Source organism: Lujinxingia litoralis, from assembly GCF_003260125.1.
Classification (GTDB): Bacteria; Myxococcota_A; Bradymonadia; order Bradymonadales; family Bradymonadaceae; genus Lujinxingia; species Lujinxingia litoralis.
Genome location: NZ_QHKO01000004.1, coordinates 38,840 through 65,682 on the forward strand (window position 1 = coordinate 38,840; position 26,843 = coordinate 65,682).

General features: G+C 65.0%; 19 protein-coding genes. 7 read left to right on the forward strand and 12 right to left on the reverse strand.

What is annotated here, in order from left to right; genetic code table 11:
- Positions 1-6: 6 nt before the first annotated feature.
- A complete protein-coding gene (locus DL240_RS09805) occupies positions 7-1,506 on the reverse strand; it encodes a sensor histidine kinase (protein ID WP_146618222.1) in 1,500 nt (499 codons plus the stop codon).
- A 115-nt stretch (positions 1,507-1,621) separates the two neighbouring features.
- On the opposite strand from DL240_RS09805, the gene DL240_RS09810 reads away from it, so the two are divergent.
- Complete coding sequence (locus DL240_RS09810) at positions 1,622-4,594, forward strand: FHA domain-containing protein (RefSeq protein ID WP_111729715.1); 2,973 nt, start codon at positions 1,622-1,624, stop codon at positions 4,592-4,594.
- 74 nt (positions 4,595-4,668) lie between these two features.
- Here the strand turns inward: DL240_RS09810 and DL240_RS09815 are convergent, their stop codons facing one another.
- Entirely contained in the window at positions 4,669-5,142 is a 474-nt protein-coding gene (locus tag DL240_RS09815) for a response regulator (protein ID WP_111729716.1), read from the reverse strand.
- 99 nt (positions 5,143-5,241) lie between these two features.
- A complete protein-coding gene (locus DL240_RS09820) occupies positions 5,242-5,958 on the reverse strand; it encodes a hypothetical protein (RefSeq protein WP_111729717.1) in 717 nt (238 codons plus the stop codon).
- A 573-nt stretch (positions 5,959-6,531) separates the two neighbouring features.
- Between DL240_RS09820 and DL240_RS09825 the strand changes: the two genes are divergently transcribed.
- Entirely contained in the window at positions 6,532-7,353 is an 822-nt protein-coding gene (locus DL240_RS09825; protein WP_111729718.1) for a hypothetical protein, read from the forward strand.
- Positions 7,354-7,375: 22 nt separating this feature from the next.
- Here the strand turns inward: DL240_RS09825 and DL240_RS09830 are convergent, their stop codons facing one another.
- The gene (locus tag DL240_RS09830) at positions 7,376-7,981 is read right to left on the reverse strand and encodes an alpha-isopropylmalate synthase regulatory domain-containing protein (protein WP_111729719.1); all 606 of its coding nucleotides are present in this window, start codon (positions 7,979-7,981) and stop codon (positions 7,376-7,378) included.
- A gap of 183 nt (positions 7,982-8,164) precedes the next feature.
- Here DL240_RS09830 and DL240_RS09835 point away from each other — a divergent pair, with 183 nt between their 5' ends.
- Positions 8,165-9,223 (forward strand): type II secretion system F family protein, encoded by a 1,059-nt coding sequence (locus tag DL240_RS09835; RefSeq protein WP_111729720.1) that lies wholly within the window; start codon positions 8,165-8,167, stop codon positions 9,221-9,223.
- 83 nt (positions 9,224-9,306) lie between these two features.
- Here DL240_RS09835 and DL240_RS09840 read toward each other — a convergent pair whose 3' ends face one another.
- From DL240_RS09840 to DL240_RS09860, 5 genes are all read right to left on the reverse strand, one after another.
- Complete coding sequence (locus DL240_RS09840) at positions 9,307-10,656, reverse strand: NAD(P)-dependent oxidoreductase (RefSeq protein WP_111729721.1); 1,350 nt, start codon at positions 10,654-10,656, stop codon at positions 9,307-9,309.
- A gap of 145 nt (positions 10,657-10,801) precedes the next feature.
- Positions 10,802-12,493, reverse strand: a complete 1,692-nt coding sequence (locus DL240_RS09845; protein WP_111729722.1) for an acyl-CoA mutase large subunit family protein — start codon at positions 12,491-12,493, stop codon at positions 10,802-10,804.
- Between the two features lie 40 nt (positions 12,494-12,533).
- Complete coding sequence (locus tag DL240_RS09850; RefSeq protein ID WP_111729723.1) at positions 12,534-13,061, reverse strand: acyl-CoA carboxylase biotin carboxyl carrier protein subunit; 528 nt, start codon at positions 13,059-13,061, stop codon at positions 12,534-12,536.
- Between the two features lie 44 nt (positions 13,062-13,105).
- Positions 13,106-14,626, reverse strand: a complete 1,521-nt coding sequence (gene accC, locus DL240_RS09855; protein WP_111729724.1) for an acetyl-CoA carboxylase biotin carboxylase subunit — start codon at positions 14,624-14,626, stop codon at positions 13,106-13,108.
- Positions 14,627-14,794: 168 nt separating this feature from the next.
- Positions 14,795-15,082 (reverse strand): hypothetical protein, encoded by a 288-nt coding sequence (locus DL240_RS09860; RefSeq protein WP_111729725.1) that lies wholly within the window; start codon positions 15,080-15,082, stop codon positions 14,795-14,797.
- Between the two features lie 248 nt (positions 15,083-15,330).
- Here DL240_RS09860 and DL240_RS09865 point away from each other — a divergent pair, with 248 nt between their 5' ends.
- A complete protein-coding gene (locus DL240_RS09865) occupies positions 15,331-16,686 on the forward strand; it encodes an iron-containing alcohol dehydrogenase (RefSeq protein WP_111729726.1) in 1,356 nt (451 codons plus the stop codon).
- Positions 16,687-16,776: 90 nt separating this feature from the next.
- On the opposite strand, the gene DL240_RS09870 is transcribed toward DL240_RS09865, so the two are convergent.
- Complete coding sequence (locus tag DL240_RS09870; RefSeq protein ID WP_111729727.1) at positions 16,777-17,592, reverse strand: zinc-ribbon domain-containing protein; 816 nt, start codon at positions 17,590-17,592, stop codon at positions 16,777-16,779.
- Between the two features lie 201 nt (positions 17,593-17,793).
- Here DL240_RS09870 and DL240_RS09875 point away from each other — a divergent pair, with 201 nt between their 5' ends.
- Both DL240_RS09875 and sigJ read left to right on the forward strand, forming a co-directional pair.
- Positions 17,794-18,948 carry an NAD(P)/FAD-dependent oxidoreductase gene (locus tag DL240_RS09875; RefSeq protein WP_111729728.1) on the forward strand — a complete coding sequence of 385 codons (1,155 nt, stop codon included), beginning with the start codon at positions 17,794-17,796 and terminating at the stop codon, positions 18,946-18,948.
- Between the two features lie 16 nt (positions 18,949-18,964).
- The gene (sigJ, locus tag DL240_RS09880; protein ID WP_111729729.1) at positions 18,965-19,846 is read left to right on the forward strand and encodes an RNA polymerase sigma factor SigJ; all 882 of its coding nucleotides are present in this window, start codon (positions 18,965-18,967) and stop codon (positions 19,844-19,846) included.
- Between the two features lie 311 nt (positions 19,847-20,157).
- Here sigJ and DL240_RS09885 read toward each other — a convergent pair whose 3' ends face one another.
- Together DL240_RS09885 and acnA are read right to left on the reverse strand one after the other, a co-directional pair.
- A complete protein-coding gene (locus DL240_RS09885; RefSeq protein WP_111729730.1) occupies positions 20,158-22,488 on the reverse strand; it encodes an FG-GAP repeat domain-containing protein in 2,331 nt (776 codons plus the stop codon).
- A 453-nt stretch (positions 22,489-22,941) separates the two neighbouring features.
- Positions 22,942-25,695 carry an aconitate hydratase AcnA gene (gene acnA, locus DL240_RS09890; protein ID WP_111729731.1) on the reverse strand — a complete coding sequence of 918 codons (2,754 nt, stop codon included), beginning with the start codon at positions 25,693-25,695 and terminating at the stop codon, positions 22,942-22,944.
- Between the two features lie 215 nt (positions 25,696-25,910).
- Here acnA and DL240_RS09895 point away from each other — a divergent pair, with 215 nt between their 5' ends.
- Complete coding sequence (locus tag DL240_RS09895; protein WP_111729732.1) at positions 25,911-26,822, forward strand: LysR family transcriptional regulator; 912 nt, start codon at positions 25,911-25,913, stop codon at positions 26,820-26,822.
- Positions 26,823-26,843 lie beyond the last annotated feature (21 nt).

Consider the following 26,843-nt stretch of genomic DNA (forward strand, 5'->3'; position numbering starts at 1 on the left):
CCAAGTTCAACCCAACCACCCCTCGGGCACCTTCGGATGCGGAGACGTCTGCGCAAGGCTCTCATCAAAGGGCCAACTCAACCCCACCCGGGTGCCCCGGCCTACCTGGCTCTCAATGCGCAACTCTCCGCCGTGCTTCTCAATGATCTGACGCGTCAACGCGAGTCCCAATCCGCTGCCTTTTTCCCGGGTGGTAAAAAAAGGAGTGCTCAGCTCTGCCAACTTCTCCGGTTCAATACCAGGCCCCTCATCGATCACACTCACCACGCAGCGTTGCACCTGGTCGCCCTGGACAACCACTCGCACCGACGCGCCGCTCCCGCTGGCCTGATACGCATTGCGCACCACGTTGAGCACCGCCCGACGCAGCCGGCTTTTATCACCGGTCCACACCACCTGGTCGGCCCCTTCAATGTGGAGCGTGCACCCCACCTGCAGACATTCCCCCGCGAGCAACTCGGAAATCTCCTGGAGCATCTCGGCAGCCTCAAAACGCTCCGGTCGAATCTCACTCGGCCGCGCAAAGGCCAAAAAGTCCGTAACCACACGCTCCAGATAATCGAGTTCCCGCACGATCTTCTCGAGCATCTTTAACTTCTCGTCCTCACCCTCGTGGTCGAGCTCCTCGCGCAGCAGACCGCAGAAGAGCTTCATGCCTCCCAGCGGATTGCGGACCTCGTGCGCGATGCCGGCGAGCATCATCCGCATGTGCGCATCCCGGGCCACCACCGACTGGCGCATGTCTTCGAAGGCCCCCATTAAAAAGGCGATCTCCCGGGGCCCCGACGCCGGATGCTCCACGCTGACCAGGGGGCGCGTCAGCTCCCCCTGAGCCACCCGCTCCACCCCGCTGACCAGACGGCGCACCGGCCGCAAAAGCCCGGCCGAAAAGAAGATCGCGACCACCACCACAATCCCCACACCGAACACCCCCAACCCGGCGAGCGACGCCCCGAAGTCTCCCAGGAGCTCAAAATGGGTGGCGCTGGCCACGACCACGATCATCGCCACCGCCCGGCCCTCCAAGAGCACCGGCACAAAGGCCCTTTTATGACGCTCCCCATCCCGACTCCGAAACATCGGGCTGGTGCGCGCCTGACCGTCCTCAAAACTGCGTTCAATCTCCAGGCGGTCGGTCTCCAGCTCAAACATCGACTGGCCAAAGCCCACCCGGGGCTCAGTATCTACCAGGCTCTCCAACTCGGCGTTGACGAGCAGCAGACGACGCGCCCCGGTGGCCGCCCGGGTCGCTTCCAGGCGCTGACTCATACGCGCTCGCACCCGCTCCATCGTGCCATCCAACCGCTCAAGTTGTGCGGCGTCGATTCCTTCGCTGAGTTCGGCCGAGACGCCCTGGCCAATGGCCATCAGCCGACGACCGACCTCTTCTTCCAGGCCGCGCTCCGCGCTGACCCAGGCCAGGGCGATCATCGCGCCGATGATCAACACCGTGGGCACCACAAAGGCCGCGATCATCTGCGTACGCAGTGAACCTCGTTGTTTCACACTTCAACTCCCGTGATTGCTCCCTTAAAAGGGGCACCGGATTGACACCTTTCTTGCGCCAACGCTATCCTTCCCGAGGCCTTGAGATCAATTGCTGGCATGTTTCTGAGGACCCATGACTGACGCGGAGAACAAGCCTGTGGAGGGCGACACGCCGTCCGAGGACGCTCCCGCGGCACAGGAGCACGAAGCATCTTCCTCGCAGGCCTCTCCCCGACACACCCTCCCGGGCCTGGGCGCGCTACGCCCCAAGAGCCCGCCGGGCTCGCTCTCGGAGCGCCTACGCGGGCTCAGTGCAAAGCGAACTCCCCCACGACATTCCGCGGCCAAAGAAGAACCCGAGGTCCCCGCCGCGCCCCCCCTCCCTGACGTCGCCCCCCTCAGCGACACCCCCCTTCCTCCCACCATCGAAGTGCCACGAGAAACCAACCCCGAAGCGAGTGAGGCCGATAAAGCCCCGCTCGACGAGCATTCACGCGCTGTCGACACGCAGCGAAAAACGATGCTCAGCCACGCATTCGACTCCGAACTCGCCACCCCGACCTCCGAGGCGTCACAAGACGAGGCGGTGGAGACGTCGGCCCCCTCACTCGACCAGGTCGCTCCGGTGGAGCAGGATCCCGGCGAACCCGAGGAGTCCGCAGACGCCGAGAACTCCGCAGACGCCGAGGGCGACGCGCCCGAAGACCCGCCTGTTGTCGGCGAAGCCACCGAGATCGCGGACTCGCCACTCGAGAGCCTCGAACCGACAGCTCGGGAGGACGATGATCCTCCCTTTGTCGGCGAAGCCACCGAGATCGCGGACTCCCCGCTCGAGAGCCTTGAACCGACAGCTCGGGAGGACGATGATCCTCCCTTTGTCGGCGAAGCCACCGAGATCGCGGACTCCCCGCTCGAGAGCCTCGAACCGACAGCTCGGGAGGACGATGATCCTCCTTTTGTCGGCGAAGCTACCGAAATCGCAGACTCGCCGCTCGATCTTCATAGCGCCGCCGACCAGGAGGACGAAGACTCGCCCTTTGTCGGCGAGGCCACCGAGATCGCGGACTCGCCACTCGAGAGCCTCGAACCGACCGACGATCTCGACGATGAACACACTGAGATCGCCGAGAGCATCTTCGCGACAGGCGACGCGCCACCTTCCGCCGCTCGCAGCGATGCATCGATCACGGTTGCCACGCACGACTCCGAACCCTTTGCGTCCACCCAGCTCTCCTCGGTCGAAGAACTCGCCCGCGGCGACCGCCAGCGCAACGCCTCCCGCCAGGCTAAGACGAGCGACCCCTCCGATGACTTCGCCGCCCAGGCCACCGAAGTCTTCTCCAGTCCTTTTGAATCGGACCCGGTCTGCCCCCGCATCTCCACATTGAGTGGGCCCACCGCCGGTCAGGAGTTTTTGGTTAACCGTCTGCGCTCCACCGTGGGACGCGGCACCGACAACTCCATCGTGGTGCCCGACCTCTCCATGAGCCGTAAGCACTTCGAGATCATTCAGCAGCATGATGACACGTTCATGGTGCGCGATCTGATGTCGGTGAACGGTACCGCGGTCAACGGCGTCAAGGTTCGCGAAGCCGACCTCTTTCACGGCGATCGCATTGAGACCGGCCAGAGCATCTTCCAATTTGTCATCCCCGGCGGACAACCCACCGAAAGTCGCCAGCGAAGGCTTCTCCCGGCGGCGTCGACACGCACCGCCAATGGCGTCCCCGCCTCGGCTCCCTCACCGGTCGCAGGCCGGGCCCCCCGCCGCCTCGACAAGGTATTGGTGGGAGTAACCGTCGGCGCGGCCCTGCTCTGCCTGCCCCTGGTCGGGCTTATCGCACACCTGGCACTCTCCGAAGACGAGCCCGCCGCGGTCACCGCACCACAGCACGTCGATAGTGGCGCACGCGCCCTCTACCTGGAGGGCGTCGACGCCATCAAACACCGCCAGTGGGACGACGCCCGCGCACTCTTCGAAAAGGCCGCCCAGGCAGATCCGGAGTTTGGCCAGGTGGATGCCCAACTTGAGCGCATCAACGTTGAGAAACGCGCGCAGGCCACGGTGGAGCGCGCCCGCGAAAAGGTCGATGCCCTCGACGATGCGCTGCTCGCCGAGGTTCAGGCCATCCCACGCGAGAGCGTCTACCACAGCGAAGCACAATCGCTGATTCGCCTGGCCCGTCAGGGCGAGGTGCACGGCACCTTTGAACGCGCCCGACGCGCTTTTGAAGCCGAAGACTGGGTCACAAGTCGTCAGGAAACCCTGGAGCTTCTCTCGATCTCACCCCAGCACGAAGGTGGGCGCCAGCTTCTCAAAGATCTCGACGCCACCGAAGCCCGACTCAAAGCCGAAGCCGAAGCTCAAGCCCAGGCCCAGGCGCAAGCCCAGGCCCAGGCGCAAGCTCGCGCGCAATCCCGCAGCAACGCCGCCTCGTCGACACGCCGCCCCACCTCAAAGCCCGCGCGGCCCGAGCTCGACAACCCATTCGCCGACATGCCCGCGGCAGGCAGCACCTCCAAAGCGGCTGCCTCCAATGCCAACTTCACCGCCGGCCTCAACCTCTACCGCCAGGGCAAGTTCGCTCAAGCCGCAGCCCATTTCGAATCCCTGGCCCGGAGTGCGGGCGGCGCTACCGGAGAGCGCGCCGAACGTACGGCCAACGATATTCGCACTTTCGAGCGCTCCATCAATCGCGGCGAAGACGCACTGGCTCAAAGCAACTTCGGACAGGCCCTGGAGCACTTCCAGCAAGCCCGCCGAGCGGACCGAAACGTGGCCAGCGGTCATTACGACGAGCGCACCTCCAAACTCATCGCCGCCGCGCTTGCCGGACAGGGGAACCAGGCCCTGGCCGCCGACAATTACGCCCGCGCCTACTCCCTGCTCACCCGCGCCCGCGCGCTCTCCACCACCGAGCCCACCACCCGCCGGCTCGCCCTGGCGCTGGAGGAGGAAGCCAACAGCCTCTACATTCTCGCCGCCGGACAGCGCGCCAGCGATCCTCAAGCCGCCGCCGCGCTTTGTCGCACGATCCTGACAATGGTCCCCCCCTCCAGCGATAATCACCGGCGCGCCCGCACCATGCTCGACGAACTCCCCTGAGCCCCAAACCACAAAAAGCCCCTCCGAGTATCGGAGGGGCTTTTATTTGAACGTCACCCTGAAACTGCGTCGCCTCAGTGCAGCGGCGGAGACTGACGCTGCTCAAGCACACGGGCGCTTTTCTCTTGAAGCTCCGTGAAGTCAAAGGGCTTATCGATGTAGTCATCCGCCCCGAAGAGCGGGCTGGTCAGCTCGTTGTTGGTCGGCCCAATACCGGTAAGCATGATGATACCGGTATGCTCGTACACCTCGTGCTGCCGTACGTACTTGGCAACCTCCCAACCGGTGAGCTCGGGCATCATCACATCGAGGATGACCAGGTTGGGCCGGTGCGAGATGATCTGCTCCAGCGCCTCACCACCATCCATGCTCTCCAAAAGATCGCAATCTCGGCGGCTGAAATGCGCTTTGAGCATCGCCCGAAGCTCGCTGTCGTCATCGGCCAGCAAGATGAGCGGGCGCTCCCGGGTCGTCGGCGCGCCGTAGGGCAGATCCTCATCGGCGATCAAATCGATCGACTCGCCGGCACTCTTCTCAGTGGGGTCCATGCATCTACCTCAAATTCGGGAACTCGGTGGGTCTAGTCGGGGCGCAAGGGCAATCCTACACACATCCAACGCCGCTGCCACCGAAATCTCCCGCTCCCATCACTCGCCACTGGCTTCGGCTTCAAACGCTTCCACGCGCTCCCGCGCTTTCGGAGTCTCCTCCAAAAACTCGTCGAAGAGCACCCGGGCCAACTCGCGCTTATCGATCCCCTCGGGAGCCACCTTCATATCGAGGTGACAGAGCGAGATATCAAAGCGCGAACGCTTGACCGTCTCTTTATCGAGCCCAAAGTCGCGCAGCGCCTGCTCCATCTCCGGGACCGGCTTATTGAAGCGCCGGGCCACCTCACGCAGCGACTGCTGGCGGTAATTGTTGTTATCGGTGATCCCGCAGTGGTACGCGCAGAAGAGCTCAAAAGGCGTCAGCTCCACCGGACCGCGCTGCTGAGGCGCGGCGCTCAGATCGACCAGCGGCTCGCGACCACCGAGCTTGCTCTCGGGGGTTTTGAGCTTGCGCACCGGCGTCTTCTTGCGCGGACGTCGCTTGCCCGAGCTGCGGTTGCGGCTGTTCCGCCGGGCGCTTCCCCGAGAGCTGCGGTTGCTCCGGGGACGCGCTTTGCTCTTAGCGACCGCCTTGCTTCCGCCCGAATCTTTGGCAGCGGCCGAGTCCTCTTGCTGGCTCTGCTGAGTCTGCGGGGTCTGATTGGAGCCTTTGCTGCTACGCGAGCGCCGGCGGCGACGACGACGGCGGCGCTTGCTGCTGCCGCCCCCTTCGGGGTTGTTGTCCTGGGCGCTCTGGTTGGCCTCTTCGCTCATCCTCTCCTCGGTGCTGAGCCTGAAAGGTCACTGTCGATCGCCACAGGCGGCCCCGACGCTGCACACAGGCAGCGCGCCAGGCCAACGCGGCGATATGGCGGTATGTCGCTCGTTTAGAACCTTCATCCGGGGGAGCCGACCACCTCACATTAGCGCGGGTGGCGCGCCCTTCCCCGGGTCTACGATCGTGTGGGGCAAACCCTCGGGTTCGCCCTCGCGCTGACGCCTGGTCTGTGGAGGCGTCTGGAGCGCGCTGCCCTCATATGCAAGGGCGGCGTTCGCTCCCTGTTCATCAATCTACTCACCGATGCCGACTCACCACGTCAGAAGATCTCGCGGCGCAACTCAGACGAGGGGCCCGCAGCGCGTCACGGAAACCTCCAGCCCTGGGTCGAGCATGGTACCCTGTTGGTGTCGGGGACAAGCGGCGCGTCATCCAGGTGGCAGCGCGCCTGCTCTTCTCGACACCCTATCCCATCTGTTTTAGGCTGACAACACAAAGCACGCTCGGCTTCCCCTTCGAGCCCCCGGCAACATCTTCCTTATCGAACGCCTCAGCCCTCACCAGACGCTATGCACGAGCTTACCCCCAACTGCTCCCGGCCCTCTTCCGGTAGAGCGCTGGCCGCCCTGCTTCTGGGCGCCCTCGTGCACTCGGGCTGCAACCTGGCCTTCGACCTCCAGGACTACCCTTATCGCGCCCCCGAACCCGACGCCGATCTCCACGCCGATACCGAACTCGACGCCTCCCATCCCGATGGCGACGTCGATGCCCCGCCGGCCCGCGCGGCACTGGTCTTCTCCGAACTGATGATTCACACCGAACCTCCCCCCGGAGAGTCACGGGAGTTGGGCGAATACATCGAGATCCTCAATCAGGGAGAGGGAGCCATCGACCCGCGGGTCATCGTCATCGAGATCCTGGAGACCAACGAACGCATCGAAATCGACCGCGTCATCGATACCGCCAAAGAACGCGCCATCGTCGAAGCCCTCCAACCCATCGGCCCCGGGGAGCGTTTTGTCTTCTACCGACGCAACAACGCTTACTACGACATCAAAGACACACTCGATCCGACGGCCTCTTACGAATTCGGACGCTGGGGGCGTCCGGTCGGCCTTTCAAACTTCTCGCGCTCCATGCGCATGATCGAGCTGGAGGGCGACTTCGGATTTGTGATTCACGACGAGGTTGCCTGGCGAGACGGAGCGCTCATCGATCCGAGCGGCGCCTCTACGGCGAGTCGTGAGATTCGCGAAAACGTCGCCTTTGGCCTGCACTCGGAAGCCACCACGGGGCGCGACCCGGCCAACTTCTGCTACCACCGCGAGACCTTCTCCTCCGGCCCACTCCTGGGTTCGCCGGGTCAACCCACCCCGGCGAGCTGCCGCTAACAGCCCCCCTACCGGCGGCGACTCACCCCTTGAGTTGCGCCCGAATCCGTTCCACGACCTCCGAATACGAGGTGTTCTGCACCACCTGCGTCATCAGGTCGGTGTACTTCTCCACCAGGTCGGTGCGCCCCTCCTTGCGGTAGTGCTCCAGAATCTCGTGCAGACGCACATAGGTGCGCTCGCTGTTCACAAAGTACTCCGCCGCTTTGACCGTGGCCTCGATCCCGGCGCGACTGACCGAGGGCTGGCGGGTCTGAAAGACAAACTCCCGCCCCTGGCTGTTGACGATGCCCACAGTGGCCTCAGCCCAGGCTCGCGACGACTCCTGGCCATCTTCGCTGTTAAAAAGCCCCTGGATCGCGAACTGCGAGAACGCGATCGAACTCAGCGAGGGATAATCATGGGCCAGGTGCTGACGAAGCCCCCGGAAGAGCGCATCAATGGTTCCCACCCCTCGTCCTTCCACCTGAGCCAACTTGCCCCCGGGCTCTTCCAGCTGAAAGCGTATCTGGCATTCGTCCTGATCCAGGCGCTCCTCCAGGCTGTAGGCCTTGATCGCCAGGGTGAGGTAGTCCTCCTGTAGGATCTCACGCATCAAACTGACCATCTTATCTTGATCTAATGCCATCTTTGCTCCTTGGTCCGGGTGAGACGTTTCCTATCGACGGGTCATACGTTAAGCTGTCGCAGCTTCTGGACACCGGCGGCGATCCTCCTGATGCACGCTCCCCCCTCTTTTCTGGCGAGGCGCTTCCATCGTCGCCGAACATTGCACGGCCTGTAAACGGGCCACCCCGAGAGAGTCTTCCTGATGGCCTCACCTTACTCCGCCCCCTATGAACGCGAACCGGTGGTTCGCGAGTCTTCCACCTATCTCACAGACGCCGAGGCCGCCTCGTTATGCACGATCTTCTTCGAGGGGCTGGAGAGCGGGATGAGCTACGCCCGCATCATCGATATGATGGACCGCCAGGGGTTTGAGTCGAAGATGGTCCGCAGGCTGCGCCACTCCTTGATGGAACGCGGCGATATGCTCGGTGAGGCGTTCGCCCGCTACGGCCTGCTCGACTCGACCGCCCGAAAGCTCGTGCTGGTGGCCGAGGAACAGGGAAAACTCCCGCGAACCTTCCGCCATCTGGCCAACCATTACGGTAAACGCCACCGGCGCAGAAAAAAGCTCCTGATTTCCTTTGCCGAACCGGTCCTGCTGATCGTGCTCGGCGTCTTCATCGCCCTGACCCTCTTTACGGCCGACCTCACCGAAATCGCCATGCGCCACGACACCTGGACGGCGCTGGGCGAAGTGCTGATGGGCGGTGTGCTCCAGGGGGCCATCTTTTTGTTGTTGGTGGGCTTTGGCGCCATGGTCTTTTTGAACCTCCCGGTCGACCTGAGCGTGCGCGGGCTGGGCTACCGCCTCTGGCTGGCGGTTCCCCTCCTCAACCGCGCCAGCCTCTACAACACCTACTCGATCTTTTGTCGCTACACCGAGCAGTCCATCTCCAGCGGACTCACCGTACACAAAGCCCTGGAGCTGGCCGCCGAGGCCTCCAACAACTCCGACATTGAGCGCAAGATCCACATCGCCCAGCGCGTCATTGAGGAGGGGGGCAGCCTGGCCAAGGGGCTCTACCAGATGAAGGTTCTGCCCGACGACATCCTGGAGAACGTCGATGTCGGCGAGGAGACCGGTCGGCTTCAGGAGCGCCTCTCGTCGCTGGCTGAGCGCTATGAGGAGCGGGCCGACGAGACCTTTGAGAACCTGATGAACGGCTTTGTGTACGTCTCGCGAATGGCCATCGCCGCCAGCGTCATCATCGCGCTGCTGCTCACCCTGGTCAGCCAGTTCCAGAACGACTTCCTGCTCTGAGTTTTCGGCCACCCGCCGCCCACAAAAAAAGCGAGCCCTTGCAAGGGCTCGCTTTTTTTGTGGGGGCTACATCACCTTCGGACTCACTTGCAGCCCTCGTTACGCAGCGGAATCTGCCGGATCGCCCGCACCGCCCGCACATCACCGGTGATCGACTGGGCGCGCGCCACCAGCTCATGAAGCTGCCGGGTATCGAGCGGCCGATCGATGGCCGCCACCTCGTAGGCGAAGCCATAATCCGGGAAGTCGCGGTGAGAGGAGCGAATGTTGTTTAAGCCGGCCTCGAAGATCGCATCATCCACGGCTTTTTTGGTGCCCCGCTGATCGCTGTGAATCACCGTCAGGATGGTGCAGGCCCCGTCGGTCTCCACGCCGATGGTCTGGCCGGGACTAAAGACGCAGTCGCGCACGATGCCCTGCTCGTTGAAAAGCTGCGTGGTGTTGGCCACATGCTGAGCGATCCGCGGCTGGGCCTCTTCGGTGGCCGCGCCGATGTGCGGGGTCGTGACCACGCTGGCAAAATCGGCGTAGGGGTTCGACCAGGGATCATCGCTGGAGCCCGGCTCTTGAGGGAAGACATCGACCGCGGCCCGGCGCACATGCCCCTGCTCGACCGCACGTTTAAGAAGCTCCGGGTCGTAGAGAAAGCCCCGGGCGGCGTTGATGAAGATGCGCGGGCTGGAGGGCTCGCGGTCGGCGCCAAACTGCGAGAAATGCTCGTAGCTAATCATGTCGCGGTTGCTGCGACCGCGGTGGTCTTCGGCACCCACGTGGACGGTGACGACGTCAGCGACCCGGAAGGCCTCCGAAAGCGTGGCGCAGGAAGTCCAGCCCAGCGCGATGCCCACCTCCCGGGCCAGCTCGCGGGTATCGTAGAAGAAGACCCGCATGCCGAAGGCCTCGGCCACCTGGGCCACCTGCTTGCCGATGTTGCCCAGCCCGATGATCGCCAGGTTCTTACCCTTGAGCTCGTAGCGCTCCTTGCTGTTCTTGGTCCACAGGTGGCTGCGTCCGTCGCGATCGGCGTCGAAGATACGCCGCGCCAGACAGATCATCTCCCCGAGCACCATCTCCACCACCGAGCGTCCGTTGCTCACCGGATCGTTCATCACCAGAACGCCGTTCTCGGCACAGGCCTCCCGATCCACCGAGTCGTCGCCGATGCAACAGAGCATGATCGCGGCCAGATTCTGCGAGGCCTGCAAGACCCGCTCGTTCACCTCGAAGCGACTGCGCTTAAAGAGCAGGTCGTGCTGTCCCTCCTCCAGAATGCGCACGACCTCATCTTCGTTGAGGGTCACCGACTCATCGAGGCGCTCCACCTCAATGCCCATCGAGGTGAGATAACGATCCAGAGAAGGGTGAGGGTTCTCCAGAATCAGCGCTTTTCGAAAATAATCGCGCAACATGCGCACGTCGTGCAGCTCAGACATCTTGGGCCTTGTTCAGTTGCGTTCCCCGGGGGGACCAGACCAAACACGCCCCCGGCAAAGTCGGCCGGGGGCCTGTTTCGGGCCCCGTAAAGGACGGTGACATGGGATACGTCAGTCGCGCTCACGCACGAGCCTCGACCCACGATTAAAAGACGACATTCTCGACATATTCCCCGAAGACTTCCCGCAGGGTATCGGCGACCTCGCCCAGGGTCACCTTATGGACGACGGCCTCGACGATATGAGGCATCAGGTTTTCGCCGCCGCGGGCTGCCTGCGCCAGCGCCTGACGAGCGCGCTCGACCTCCGAGGCCGCTCGCGAGGCCTTGAGTTCGCGCAGTCGAGCCACCTGGGAGCGCTCCACCTCCGGATCGATGGCGTGGATCGCCACCGGCGCTTCCTGCTCGGCCTTGTAGCGGTTGACCCCGACAATCACCTGCTCCCCGCGCTCCTGGGCCAGCTGAGCCTGGTAGGCGGCCTCCTGAATCTCGGACTGAGGGAAGCCGGCCTCAATGGCTTGCACCGCCCCGCCGAGCTCGTCGTAGCGCTCAATATAATCCCGGGCTCCCTCTTCGATGGCGTCGGTCAGTGCCTCCACGGCGTAACTTCCCGCCAGGGGATCGACCATATCGGCCACACCGGTCTCGTGGGCGATGACCTGCTGGGTGCGCAGCGCCATCAGCGCCGAGGCCTCGGTGGGCAGCCCCAGGGCCTCGTCCCAGGAGTTGGTATGCAGCGACTGGGTCCCTCCCATCACCGAGGCCAGCGCCTGCATGGCCACGCGCACGATGTTGACCTGGGGTTGCTGCGCGGTGAGCGTGGAGCCGGCCGTCTGACTGTGGAAACGCAGGCGCATGGAGCGCTCATCCTTCGCCCCGAAACGCTCCTTCATGATGCGCGCCCACAGCCGGCGCGCGGCGCGGAACTTGGCAACTTCTTCGATGAAGTTGTTATGCACATTAAAGAAGAACGAGAGGCGTCCGGCGAACTCATCCACATCCAGACCGGCGGCCAGCGCCGCCTCGACGTAGGCGATGCCATTGGCCAGCGTAAACCCGACCTCCTGCACCGCCGTGCTGCCGGCCTCCCGGATGTGATAGCCCGAAATGCTGACCGTGTTCCAGCGCGGGACCTCGGCCTGACAGAAGCCAAAGATGTCGGTGATGATGCGCATGCTCGGGCGCGGCGGATAGATGTAGGTGCCGCGGGCGATGTACTCCTTGAGCACATCGTTTTGAATCGTGCCGCGCAGCTTTCCGCGATCGATCCCCCGGGCATCGGCCACCGCCACGTAGAGCGCCAGCAGGGTGGAGGCGGTGGCGTTGATCGTCATCGAGGTCGAGATCTTATCCAGAGGCAGCTGATCGAGGAGCACCTCCATATCGGCGATGGAATCAATCGCCACCCCGACCTTGCCGACCTCCCCGCGCGCCCGCGCGCTGTCGGAGTCGTAGCCCATCTGCGTGGGCAAATCGAAGGCCACCGAAAGCCCGGTGGTGCCCTGAGAGAGCAGGTAGCGGTAGCGCTCATTGGACTGCGCCGCGTCCCCAAAGCCGGCGTACTGGCGCATCGTCCACAGCCGCCCGCGGTACATCGTCGGCTGCACCCCGCGCGTATAGGGGTAGCTCCCCGGAAAGCCCAGGTCGCGCAGGAAATCCTGATGCCGGGTGTGCTGCGGGCCGTAGACCGCCTCCACCTCATTGCCATCGCTGCGCTCAAAGCGCTCGCGGCGCTCTCCAAAGCGCTCCAGCAGCGGGTTCAGCACGTCTTGCTGCCACTTCGCGTCGGCCTCTTGCAACGCCTCCCAAAACTCCGCTTCGCGTCCCTGGTCGCTCATGCTCACTCCCTGGGCCGGCCCCACCGGGGCCGGCTTTCACTCACTGCACATCTTCAATTCGCACCAGCACATCGCCGATTTCCACGGCCTGGCCCGGCACCACGGCCACCTCGGCCACCACCCCGGGGCGGTGCGCTTTGAGGTCGTTTTCCATCTTCATCGCCTCGACGATGATCACCGTATCGCCCAGCGCCACCTCCTGACCGACCGCCACCGGCAACGCGACCACCTTGCCGGCCATGGGGCTCTTGAGCTCCGGGCTATCTGCGCCACGCGCACCGACGCCGGCCGCCTTCATGCGCTTCTGGCGCTCGTTGAGCACCTCGATGGCGTGGGTCTCGCCATCGATCTGCACCTCGTAGGTGGTCTCGCGGCGGAGCACATCGGCCTCGATGATGCGCCCCTGGCTCAACAGGCTCAATCCGGCGGCATCGGCGGCAAACGCGCTCACCTCGATCGTCTCGCCATCGGGGCGCGTGACCCGGTAGAGCCCGGCCTCCACCGTCTCCACCTGCCAGGCGCGCTCCTCGTCGTCCTGGCCCACAAAATACTTCACCTTATCGCTCATGGTGTCTCCTCATCTGCTCACGTCGTCGAGGTCGGCCGGGGCGCTCAGCGTCCCAGCGCCCGCATCCGGCCCAGCGCCTTCCAGCGACTGCTCCCACCTGCCGCGCCCTTCGCCCCGCCGGGGCCCACCGCCGCGCTCTGCTGGAGCGACTCCTCGCGACGATGCGCGCTGAGCACCGCCACCAGCTCCGCGTCGAGCTCAAACTTCGGCACGGGCTTCTGACGCTCTTTGAGCCACCGCGGCACGAAGTCGGTGCTGTAGTCGCCGCTGACAAAGTCGGGGTGGTCGAGCACCTCGCGATGAAACGCGATGTTGGTGGCGATGCCCCCGACCACGTACTCCTTAAGCGCCCGACGCATCCGCTCGATGGCGTGCTGGCGATCTTCGCCCCAGGTGATCAACTTGGCGATCATCGGATCGTAATGCACCGTGACCTCGCCGCCTTCATAAACCCCGCCGTCTTCGCGCACCCCGGGGCCCGAGGGTGTCTTGAGCACGTGCAGAGGCCCGGGCGAAGGCATGAAGTTGTTCTCGGGGTCCTCGGCGTAGATGCGGCACTCCACCGCCGCGCCCCGGCGAGTGATGTCGTCCTGGCTCAAGTCCAGACGCTCGCCAGCGGCGATGCGCACCTGCCAGCGCACCAGGTCCATGCCGGTGATCATCTCGGTGATCGGGTGCTCGACCTGCAGCCGGGTGTTCATCTCCAAAAAGTAGAAGTCGCCCTGGGCGTCGAGCAGAAACTCCACGGTGCCCGCCCCCACATAATCCACCGCCCGGGCCGCCTCACAGGCCACCTGGCCCATGCGCTGGCGCGTCTCCTCTTTGAGCACCGGACAGGGAGTCTCCTCGATAATCTTCTGATGGCGACGCTGCACCGAGCAGTCGCGCTCAAAGAGGTGCACCACGTTGCCCTGACCGTCGGCCAGCACCTGAATCTCCACGTGACGCGGCTGCAGCACGTACTTCTCGACGTAGACCGCCCCGTTGCCAAAGGCGCTCAGCGCTTCGCGCTTCGCCCCCTCAAAGGCCTGGGCGAACTCGGTCGGCTCGTCGACCCGGCGCATGCCCTTGCCCCCGCCGCCGGCCGAGGCCTTGATCAGCACCGGGAAGCCCATCGACTCGGCGATGGCCTGGGCCTCGGCCACGTCTTCCACCGCGTCTTTGGTGCCGGGCACCAGCGGCACCCCGGCCTTCTCCATCAGCTGGCGCGCGCGGGTCTTCTCCCCCATGGCCTCGATGGCGTAGGGGCGCGGACCGATGAACGTGATGCCCGCGGCCTCACAGGCCCGGGCAAAGTCGGCGTTCTCGCTCAAGAATCCGTAGCCGGGGTGGATGGCCTCGGCGCCGCTCTTCTTGGCGACCTCCAGGATGACGTCGGCTCGCAGGTAACTCTCGGCGCTGGGCGCCGGTCCCACACAATAGGCCTCGTCGGCCATGCGCACATGCAAGGCCTGACGATCGGCCTCGGAGTACACCGCCACCGTGGCAATTCCCATCTCGCGCAGGCTGCGCATCACGCGCACTGCGATCTCGCCGCGGTTGGCGATCAACACCTTCTCAAACATCGCTCCTCCTGTGGCATCAACACCCCGGCCCCGGGAGGGCCTGTTAGCCGGGCGACGTTATCAAAGGCATCTAATGCGGTCTAGCCACCTCAGGCTTCGACAAGAAGGTAAAAAGGAGGCCCCACAAAGGGCCTCCTTTTACACATAAACCACCTTTATTACAGCGACTTACGCATCACCACCATCATCCAGTTCACCGGCAGCGAGTTCCGCGGTCGGAGCCAGCGCCTCGTGGAGGTCGCGCTCCATCATCGCGAGCTTAAGCCGGGTCTCTTCGTCGGCGCCCAATGCGAACTTGAGCTCATGGCTGTCTTCTTCACTGAGCCCGTGCAACATGCGCAACACCTTTTCCTCTTGCGGCGAGAGCACGTCGAGCCGGGTGTCACTCTTCGAGCGTGCGGTCTCCGTGGTCGTGACGACCGATCCGCGTTGCTGATTTTTGGTCTGGTTACTCAAGTCTCTATCCTCCACCGAATCATCATAAGCCAGGTTTAGCTCGGCCAGGCACCGAGTAACCAACGCAATCACAAGACGACAACAACGGCCTACGGCGTACTTGCCGCTATGTTATAAAGGCCGGGCCGATCGCGGGCAAATTTTTCCCGGAATTTCTCCCCGGATGCCCCCGCAAGCCTTGAAGATTGCGACGATACGGGCATGGTGATGCCGACAGCTGAGGTCCCCTTCATTTCCCCGAGGTTTCTATGACCGCATTCATCGACGAGCTCTTAACCCGCTACGCCGACCATCTCGACACCCGCGCCATCGTACTCCGCCAGAACGCCACGGCCGAGGGCGTGCGCCAGATGCAGACGCACCTGCCCCGTGGCACCTGGCTGGTCGCGGTGGATGCGAACACCTGGGAGGCCGCCGGCAAAGCGCTGGCCGCCGAACTCGACCGCCTCGGGCTGCCCTGGGAGCGCTTCGACGTGGCCGACGCCCCCGGCCAGGACACCCCGCGCTGTGACGACGCCTCCATCGCCGCCTACGAGGCCGCCCTCAAAGAGAGCGGCGCGGTCGCCGGCGTGGCCGTCGGCAGCGGCACCATCAACGATATCGTCAAGCAGGCCTGCTATAACAACGACCTGTTCATGGCCTGTGTGGCTACCTCTCCCAGCATGAACGGCTACACCTCGGGCATCGCCGCGGTGCTCTCCGAGGGCGTCAAAACCACCGTGCCCTGCCGGGCGCCCCGCGTGGTCGTGGCCGACGTCGATGTGCTGGCCGAGTCGCCCTACCGCATGATCTGCAGCGGCCTGGGCGACCTGATGTCGAAGCCGGTCTCCAACGCCGACTGGCAGCTCTCGGCCTGGCTCAATGGCACCTTCCACTCCGCCGACGCCATGACGATCATCGAGGCCGGCGCCGCGCTCCTGGAAGGCGTCGCCCCGAAGTTGCCGCGCCGTGACCGCCAGGCCGTCAACGACTTAACGGCCAGCCTGATGCTCAGCGGCCTGGCCATGAGCGTGGCCGGCTCCTCCAGCCCGGCCTCCGGTGGCGAGCACCTGATCAGCCACTTCATCGACATGACGGCCATCGCCTTTGATGAGCCCCACGACTTCCACGGCTGCCAGGTGGGCGTGGGCACGCTGACCACGGCCTTTCTCTACGAGCAGTTGATGGCCATGGATCCGGCCGACATCGACGTGGAGGCCCGCGTGGCCGCGCTCAAGCCCTGGGAGGACTACGCCGCCGAGCTCCAAACGCGCTTTGGCCCCCTCTTTAAAGCCGTGGTCAAACACGCCGAGAAGGCCTACCCCACCCCCGAGGATCTGCGGCGGCGCCTGACCACGCTGAAAGAGGAGTGGTCGAGCCTGCGCGAGAAGGTCGGCGCGACGCTGCGCACCTGTCACTCCCTGGAGGAAGAGCTGCTGGAGGCCAAGTGCCCGGTGCGCTTTGCCGAGCTCGACGTCGCCCGGGAGCGCGCCTGGCGCGCGGTGGCGCACTCCAAAGACATCCGCAACCGCTACACCATTTTGCACCTGGCCTGGGAGCTGGGCACCCTCGACGCCTGGACCGACCGGGCCGTGGACCGTCTCTACGACACCCAGATCTTCTGATCCTCGCCAGTTCAGGCTCCCCAAACGCCGACACCCCGCGCCTTCAAGGCGCGGGGTGTCGGCGTTTTACGGCTCGCTCAACTCACCGGCTCATAAGAAAAAGGCCAGGGCCGAGCCCAGGATGCAGCAGCCCAGGAGCAGCGCGGCGGCGGCCCCGAGAAAGAGGAGCAGGCGCTTTTTATTTTCGGGATCGGCCGTCAGCTGCGCCAGATTATCGGGGAGCGTGCTCGCCAGCCCCTGCTCCGACGCCTCGCCAAGCTCGCTCGCCAGGGGCTCGGAAGCGCTCGCCAGGGGCTCGGGAGTCGACACCGGCGGCACATCGCCCTCGGCCGCCGCCGTCGCCGGCTGCTCGGCAGGCCGCTTAAGGTCGACCGCGGGCAGCTCCATCTCGGTGGCCGCCAAGGGGTCGGCCTCCTCGACGGCCTCCCGGCCATCGGCCGCCGCCGGGCTCGCGGAGCTCTCCGGCGTCTGTAAGGCTTCCATCGGACCGGTGGCCTGCGCGGCCACGTCGCCCCCCGGGGTAGTGATAGCCGGCGACTCGATCGCGGGAGCGGGCTCAGTGAGCGCCGACATCGCCTGCGTGGGCCCGGTGGCCGCATCCACCTCATCCTCAAAGCCCGGCTCTGCCGACTCCGACTCGACGCCGGACTCCGCCGGCGCACTGATCGACGCCATCACCTCGGTGGGAGCCATCTCCGGCGACGAGGCCGGCGCGCCCGTGCTGGCGGCGTCGGCGGCGTCGGCGGTGTCGCGGGCCCGGGCCAGATGCGCGCGGAGCTCAGCCGGATCGATGGCCGCCATGCCCAGCATGGTCTTCTTCTGTTCGATCTGCAGCTTATGGCCACAATGCCCGCAGTGACGCGCGTTCTCGTCGACCTCTTTGCCGCAATTCGGGCAGATGTTCATGCGCACTCCACGTTGCGATTTGACGCTTCAGAGCCGGCACTTTTGCCGGCCATATCTCGGGTTCGGTGGAGGATGTGCAGCTGAGGCGGGCTTGTCAACCCACCCTCATCTTAGAAATTTCTGTCACAACCTCGTCCCGGGCGGTGTCGGGTATGTAGCACGTTTGTCTTGTCCTTTTCATCCCGAAGTAAGGAGCTTGCTATGACCCCACATATCATCGTCATTGGCGCCGGATACGCCGGCATTATGGCCGCCAATCGCCTGTGCCTTTCCGACGACGCGGCAGGCCCCCGCGTCACGCTGATCAACCCGAAAGACCACTTCATCGAGCGCATTCGCCTGCATAGCTACGCGGCATCCACCCTTAAGAGCGTCTCCCATCCCCTCGCCACTCTTTTGCATCCCCAGGTCGACTTGCTGGTCGACTCGGTCGAGAGCATCGAGCCCGAAGCCCGGAGGGTCACGCTGGCCGGCGGGGAGTCTCTGTCCTACGACGTGCTCATCTACGCGGCCGGCTCTGCCGAAGGCGCCGCCCCCCCCGAAGCCCTGCAAATCTCGACGCTGGCCGGCGCCGAAGAGACTCGCCGCCGACTTAAAGAGCACACCTCGGGCCCGGTGCACATCGTCGGTGGCGGGCACACCGGGCTGGAGCTCGTCGGGGAGATCGCCAGCGAGCACCCCCAGATCGAGATCCACCTCCACTGCGCCGGCGCCATCGCCCCGAGCGTCTCGGAGCGGGCGCGCGCGGCGATCCTGCGCCGACTCAAGCGCTTAAAGGTCATCGTCCATACCCATCAGCCCGTGCCGATGCGTGACCACGACGCGCGCCGCGCGCTCCTGGGCGATGGCCTGCTGATCTGGTGTGCCGGCTTCTCCACCCCCTCGCTGGCCATGACCAGTGGCCTGCCCCACGATACCCGGCGGCGCCTGCAGGTCACCCCCGAGCTTCAGGTCCCGGGCTTCCCCAACATCTTCGGCGCCGGCGACGCCATCGCCATCGATCACCCCGGCTACGCCTACCTGCGGATGGGCTGTGCTTCGGCCTTGCCCCTGGGGGCGCATGTGGCCGACAACGTGCAGCGCTACCTTGAGCAGCGCCCCCTGGAGCCCTACCGCGGCGGATACATCGTTCAGAACATCGCGCTCGGCCCCAAAAACGCCCTGGTACAGTTCGTTCACCCGGATGACCGCCCCCGTAGCATCCACATGGGAGGGCTTGCCGGGGGCATCTTTAAGGAATCGATCTGCCGGATGACCCTGCGCTCGCTGAGCAACGAAGCCCGCCATCCCGGCACCTTCTCCTGGTCCCAACATGCGGAGCTTGGCCCGCAAGCCGACGACGAACCCGCGGCCTGACGTACGGAGCCCGACGATGTCTGCCCAACCCGATAGCGCCTTTGCCGAGCACCGCGCGCTCCTCTTTAAGATCGCCTACAACCTCACCGGCAGCGTCAGCGATGCCGAAGACGTCGTCCAGGAGTGCTACCTGCGCTGGCGAGCGGTGGAGACCCCGGTGGCGCACCCGCGCTCGTATCTGGCGCAGATCGCCACCCGCCAGGCGTTAAACGCCCTGCGCAAGCGCAACCGTCAGCGCGAAGACTACCCCGGCGTCTGGCTTCCCGAGCCCCTGCCCACCGCCGCGCAGCCCGAGCAGCCGGCGGCGCGCTCCCCGGAGTCGGCGCTCCTGCTGGCCGACCAGGTCTCCACCGCCATGCTGGTGATGCTCCAGAGCCTCAACGCCGAGCAACGGGCGGCCTTCGTGCTGCGGGAAGTCTTTGATTTTGACTACCCGGAGATCGCCCGGGCGCTGGGAAAATCGCCGGAGGCCGTAAGGCAGCTCGTGCACCGCGCCCGCACCCGGGTGCGCTCCGGGCGGCGCCACACCCTGGTCGATGATGACACCCACCGCGCCACCGTCGAGGGTCTCTTCCAGGCCACGATGGGCGGGGATATCCAGACGCTGATGGACGTCCTGGCCCCCGATGTCGTGGTGCTCTCCGACGGGGGAGGACACGTCAGCACCGCCCGAAAACCCATCGTCGGGGCCGACCCCGTCGCCCGCTTCCTCCACGGCCTGGCCCGCAAGCACGCCGGCTCGGGGGCTGGCACCGCCCTGGAGATCAACGGACGTATGGCGATGCTCTTCTACGATGCGCAGGGCCTCCCCACCCTCTTTCAATTTGAGGTCGCCGACGCCCGCGTGACGCAGATCTACATTCTCCGCAACCCCCGAAAGCTGGCACATCTGACCTGAGCCCTCGGCGCCCGGAGGCTCCCGGACGAAAAAAAGCCCCGGCCAGTGGCCGGGGCTTCTCTTTTGGGTCCCATCGCCCCACCCATATACCCCGAACGGGGCGTCGAGGGGGTCGCGAGACGCTCTGCCTGCCTCTTGCCAGGGGGTCGAGGGGGTCGCGAGACGCTCTGCCTGCCTCTTGCCAGGGAGTCGAGGGGGTCAAAACACGCTCGCGAGCGCCAGGGCGGGGGCGTCGAGGGGGTCAAAACACGTTCGCGAGAGGCAGGGGTGGGGGTCGGACAAGGTCCGAGCCCCCCTGGCTCCTCCCGCTCTCAGCAGGATTGACCGCTTGCGAGCAGGATGCGGTTGTTGTCTTCGTTGCACTCGTTACGAGCGCCCTGGCCGTTCTCATCGTCGACCACCGCGATCACATCCCAGTTGCCTGCGGGCAGATCCAGCTCCATCCGCACGCGCTCCGACTGCCCCGGCTCCAGCCCCTCGGTGGTGTAGCCGGTGCCCAGGTAGCGCCGATCGCCGCCCTGCACCGCGTAGAAGCTCACCGCCATGTCGGGACCGACGTTGACCGCACCGGAGTTGGTGACCCATACGCTCACGATCAGCAGGCACTCATCGGCGACGACCTCGGGCGCCTCGGCCAGCAGGTCGGGGGCGGCCTGCGGATCGATGGTCGTCAGGCTGTTGAGCCGGAAGGTGTTGTGATCGCGGTACGAGGGCGCCGGCTCGGCGGGGATGGAGCCATCTTCGTTCACGTTGTTGATGAAGTAGGCGTGCTGGTTCCAGATGCGACGGGTGGCCACCCAGTTGTCGTTGGCGTCGGAGAAGACCCGCAGCCCGGCGAAGCCCCCGGTGCAGGTGATCCGATCGCCACACTCGAAGTCGTTGGTGGACACGACAATGTTGGCGGTGCCGTCATTGTCGACATCGACAATGATCGGGTTCTCCAGCGCAGTGTACGAGGAGTTCTGCACCTCGAAGAGCACCTGACCGGTGGGACCGTCAAAAACGCGCAGGTAGATCTCGTCGTTGTAGACCACCTCCGCGCGACCATCGCCGTTAAAATCAAACACGCTGGAGCCGGTGGTGTTACTCGAGGAGTCCTGCGTGGTGCGCTCCCAGTGGCGAGCCTGGCTCAACGAGGGGGCGTTGTTGGCGCCGGGAAGGCCGTAATCCACGCGCAGGGTGACGTACTTGGTCGCCCCGGCCACCCCGATCTCCAGGCGGCCATCACCGGTGAAATCAGCCACGGTCGGTGCGCCCAGGCGGCCGGCGCCCACCTCGACCGGACCCCAGACCAGGGTACCGGTGCGGCCATCGTGGATGCGCACGCTACCATCGCTGACCACGACCACCTCGGGGAAGCCGCTGCCGTTGAAGTCGGCCACCGCCGGGAATCCGTCGCCCAGGGGGCTCTCCCAGCGCTTGCGACCATCGTAGGTGAACACCGCATTGCCGGTGATGATCTCCTGGGTACGGGTGCCACTCGGAGAGTCATTGGCCAGGTCGAGATCGGCCACGACACTCAAGGGGCCGAGACCGCGGTTATTGCCCAGGGGATTGGTGGCGCTGAGCCCGGGCGCTTCGCGCCCGTCCCACATCAGGCGGCCCTGGTTGTCGTAGACCACCGAGCCGAACACGATCTCGGGCTCCCCATCGCCATCGATATCGGCGATGGAAGGCCCTCCCCACCAGGAAAGCGCGCGGTGCGGAGCATCATCGTCGGAGATCCACAGAATCTCCCCGGTGTTGGAGACCGCCGCCAGCCCCATCATCCCCACCGACTGGTAATCCCAGATCGCGGCGACGACTTCGGCCTTGCCATCGTTGTTGATGTCGCCGATGGCCACGCTGCCCGCCGGCTGAAAACCGACGCTGGCCCGGTAGTCGCCCGGCTGCTTGCCACGGAAGGCCTCGATCTCGCGATACCCCGTGCTCCAGAGGTGCCGACCGTCGTCGCCCGAGACCGCGCGCAGCACGCCGGTGACCAGCTGGTCATCTCGCCCGTACTCCTCGGTGCTCAAAAAGGTCGTGAACACCACCTCCGGGATATCCTGCTCGTTGATGACGCCATCGCCGTTATCGTCGGTGAGGTTGGCCACCGCCGGCGTCATCATGACCTGATTGATCGCGTGACCGGCAAACACCGCCCCGCCGCCATGACCATCGTAGGTGGCGTAGGGCATGGTGTTATCGACCTCAAAGGCCCAGGTCTGATCCGGCACAAAAGTGTCCCCGCGCTCGCCATACACGCACTGCGGGTTCACCGGGCGGTCATCGCGGCGGTCCACGTCCGGGTCCACCGGGTCGATCGGATCGCCACCACCGTCGCCCCCATCGGGGTCACCACCACCATCGGGGTCACCGCCGCCATCGGGGTTGCCGCCACCATCCGGGTCGCCGCCACCATCGGGATCACCGCCACCATCGGGGTCGCCGCCGCCATCCGGATCGCCACCGGTCTCATTGGGGTCCGGCGCGCAGTAGCCCGCCGAGCACACCAGCCCCGGACCACAATCCTGATCGATCTGACAGGGGCTTCCCTGGCCCGAAACACTGGTTACGGGGTCCTCACCACAGGCCGCGGCGCCCAGCGCAAGAGCTCCCAGGGCACCGCCAACCATCCAATTGATGACTCGATCTTTCATCCTATCCCTCAAGCTAACCTCGCCGACACTCGCCCACCGGCGTGGGAGTTATGAAACGAATTCGCCGACTTACTAGTGAATCTCGCTGCGCAACACAAGTACTATCACACACTACCACACATCCTTCACGTACGTTCTGTTACGCAAAGAACGCCACCGGCGCCCCCGCAGGCCCTCCCCCGCACCATGCCAAAAACCTCGTACGTGGGAACGACTTAGAGTGACATCGGCACTCTGCCTGGCCGGTGACCTGCCACTGCTCCAGATGGTTCAGGGACACGCCACACGCCCGAGACTGCCCGCGCCACCGGGCCGGCCAGCCTCCGGGTGCGGGCCAAAGATGCGTGATGTTTCCGCCTCTTAGAGCAAAAAAACGCCCCCGACGCGGAGGCGTCGGGGGCGCTTCTTTCCTACTCAGCCGCCGGGGCTCTAGCCCCGGCGCTCCTCAAGGTCTCACTGCCCCTTGAAGAGACGGCGCAGCACCATGTGGAGGATGCCACCGTTGCGGTAGTAATCGACCTCCACCGGGGTATCGATGCGCACCATCGCGTTGAAGCTGGTGGTCGCCCCGCTCTCCGGATGCGTCGCCGTGACCGTCACCGTGGACAGCGGCTTGAGATCGTCGCTGAGCTCGATGTCGAAGACTTCCTCGCCGGTCAGTCCCAGCGACTCATGGCTCTGGCCTTCTTCGAACTGCAGCGGCAGCACGCCCATGCCGATGAGGTTGGAGCGGTGGATGCGCTCGTAGCTCTCGGCGATGACCGCGCGCACGCCCAGCAGGAAGGTTCCCTTGGCCGCCCAGTCACGGCTCGAACCCATGCCGTAGTCATTGCCGGCCAGCACCACAAGCGGAATGCCGTGCTTCTGGTACTTCACCGCCGCGTCGTAGATGAAGCAGACTTCGCCCTGCTTCGGATCGACGTCGCTCTCGTAGTTCAGCCCCTCAAAGGGACCTTCCGGCATCTCGTTGGGGCCGAAGTAGGTGGTGTAGCCACCCTCGGTGCCCGGCGCGACCTGGTTGCGGATGCGAATGTTACCAAAGGTGCCGCGGGTCATGATCTGGTCGTTACCACGACGCGACCCAAAGCTGTTGAACATCCCGCGCTCAATGCCGCGCGCGCTCAAGTAACGGCCCGCCGGGCTATCGACGGCGATGGCGCCGGCCGGGCTGATGTGGTCGGTGGTGATCGACTGTCCCAGCTTGGCCAGCACCCGCGCGCCCTTGATCGAGGTGATCGCCGGGGCATCTTCGGGCATGTCCACAAAGAAGGGCGGCTCCTGAATGTAAGTCGACTCTTCCGACCAGGAGTAGACCTTGCCGGTGGGCGCTTCCAGCGACTTCCAGGCCTCGGGGCCTTCGAAGACGTTGGAGTACTGAGCGGTGAACTGCTCCTTGGTCACCGCCTGAGCGATCGCCTCGTCGACTTCCTGGTTCGAGGGCCAGATGTCCTTGAGGAACACGTCCTTGCCGTCGCGATCCTGAGCGATCGGATCGTTGTACAGGTCGACGTTGACGTTGCCGGCCAGCGCGTACGCCACCACCAGCGGCGGCGAGGCCAGGTAGTTGGCCTGGGTATGGGGGCTGATGCGGCCTTCGAAGTTGCGGTTACCGCTGAGCACCGAGGCGGCCACCAGGTCGCCCTTGACGATCGACTCGCGAATCGGGTCGGGCAGCGGACCGGAGTTCCCGATGCAGGTCGTGCAACCGTAACCCACCGTGTAGAAGCCCACGGCTTCGAGGTGCTCGGTCAGGCCGGCTTTCTCGTAGTAGTCGGTGACCACGCGCGAGCCCGGAGCCAGCGAGGTCTTCACCCAGGGCTTGGCCTTGATGCCCAGCTCGTTGGCCTTCTTGGCCAGCAGGCCGGCCGCCATCATGACCTTGGGGTTGGAGGTGTTGGTGCAGCTGGTGATCGCCGCGATCACCACCGCGCCCTCTTCCAGATCGAAGGTCTCACCCTGGAAGGTCGTCTCCACCGCCGGCGTCGCGCCCGGAGTCGTCCCGAAGGTCTTCTCCAGCGCCAGGTTGAACTCGCCCTTCATGTCGCTCAGCAGGATGCGATCCTGGGGACGCTTCGGCCCGGCCAGCGAGGGCTGCACATCGCCCAGATCCAGGCTGGCTTCTTCGGAGTACACCACGCCGGCGTCGTCGTTACGCCACAGCCCGTTGAGCTGGGTGTAAGCCTTGACGCGCTCGATCGTCTCGGCGTCGCGGCCGGTCAGCTCCATGTACTCCAGCGTCTTCTCGTCGACCGGGAAGAAGCCCATGGTCGCCCCGTACTCCGGCGCCATGTTGGCGATCGTGGCACGATCCGAGAGGCTCAAATCGTCGAGGCCCGGGCCGTAGAACTCCACGAACTTCCCGACGACGCCGTGCTTGCGCAGGATCTCGGTGACCGTGAGCACCAGGTCGGTGGCGGTGGCCCCTTCGGCCAGCTTGCCCGTGAGCTTAAAGCCCACGACTTTGGGGATGAGCATGTAGATCGGCTGACCCAGCATGCAGGCCTCGGCCTCGATGCCGCCCACGCCCCAGCCCATCACACCCAGGCCGTTGATCATCGTGGTGTGCGAGTCGGTGCCCACCAACGAGTCCGGGAACGCGACCTGCTCGCCATCCTTCTCCTGGGTGAGCACGCCTTCGGCCAGGTACTCCAGGTTCACCTGGTGCACGATACCGGTCTCCGGCGGCACGACCGAGAAGTTATCAAAGGCCTGCTGACCCCACTTCAAGAACTCGTAGCGCTCCTGGTTGCGGGCGAACTCCCGCTCGGCATTGATCGCGATGGCTTTCGCGCTGCCGAAGGCGTCGACCTGCACCGAGTGGTCGATGACCAGATCCACGCGCGCCAGCGGGTTGACCTGACTCACATCGCCGCCCATGCGCTTCATCGCGCTGCGCAGCGCCGCCAGGTCGACCACCGCCGGCACCCCCGTGAAGTCCTGAAGCACCACGCGGCCGGGGTTAAAGGGGATCTCCTGCTCGCCGACGTTCTTGGCGTCGTAGCCGGCCAGCGCCTTGACGTGCTCCTCGGTGACCACATGGTCGTCGAAGTTACGAAGGCAGCTCTCGAGCAAGATCTTGATCGAGTAGGGCAGCTTGTCGACGTGGCCGATCCCTTTGTCTTTCAGGGCGTCCAGGCGGTAGGCGGTGTAGCTTCCCGCGCTGGTTTCAAAGGTGGTTTTGGCGCCGAAACGGTCCGAGTTCGTCATGAAGTCCTCGTCTGCGGTAGAAGTCGCGGTTCGGGTTGAAATACCAGTAGTTTACGACGCTGAGGATGCTAAGAACGGGGCAGCAATAAGTAAAATTGATTCAGTCTATTGTTTCGATTAATTTCATTTATCACCCCCGACCGCCGCGCGGCCGGTATCTCCGCTGACGCGACGCTCCCCCCCTGTCGTCTTCGCTTCCCCTATCAGGCAGCCCCATGGAACTCAGTCATCTACGCACCTTTCTGGTGCTGGCCGACGAAAAACACATGACCCGGGCCGCCGGCCGATTGCACCTGACCCAGCCGGCGGTCAGCGCCCAGCTGGCCCGTCTGGAGGAGTCGGTGGGTCAGAAGCTCTTCGACCGCACCTCGGCCGGCCTGGTCCTTACCCAGGCCGGGCAGACGCTTTTGCCCTACGCCCAGGAATCGCTCTCGCGCCTCGAAGACGCTCGCAGCGCCCTCGACCAGCTCTCGGGACTGCAGCGCGGCGCCCTCTCGATCGGCGGGGGGGCCACCGCCACCACCTTCTTGCTGCCGCCCCTGCTGGCGCGCTTTCACGAGGCCAACCCGGCGATTCGTTTCTTTGTGCGCGAGCAGCCCTCCCAGTCGGTGGTCGAAGACGTGCTCAGCGGCGCGCTGGATCTGGGCGTGGTGACGCTGCCGATCAAGCAGCCCGGCTCCAACAACACCGCCCCGGGACGCCTGCACCTGGAGCAGTGGATCGACGATGAGCTACGCCTGCTCATCCCCCCGCGCTTTGAGCTCAGCCGCCAGCGCACCTTCGCCTGGGAAGATTTGGCCGGGGTGCCTCTGGTGCTCTTTGAGGCGGGCTCGGCGGTGCGAAACCTCATTGACGCCCGCATCTTCGAGGCCGGCATCGATCCGGATATCGTCATGGAGCTGCGCTCCATCGAATCGCTCAAACAGATGGTCGCCCAGGGGATCGGCGCGGCCTTTGTGAGCCAACACGCGCTCAGTGGCACCGAACGGGGGCTGCGCGCGCGCGCCCATCCCCTCAAGCGCACGCTGGCCATGTGCTACCGCAGCGACCGCACTCTGCCGGCGGCCGCCCGGGCCTTTTTGGCCACCATGCGCAGCACCCGGGTCGGACAGCCGGGGCCGGGCTAAGGTTCCCGGCGCCTTGCCAGC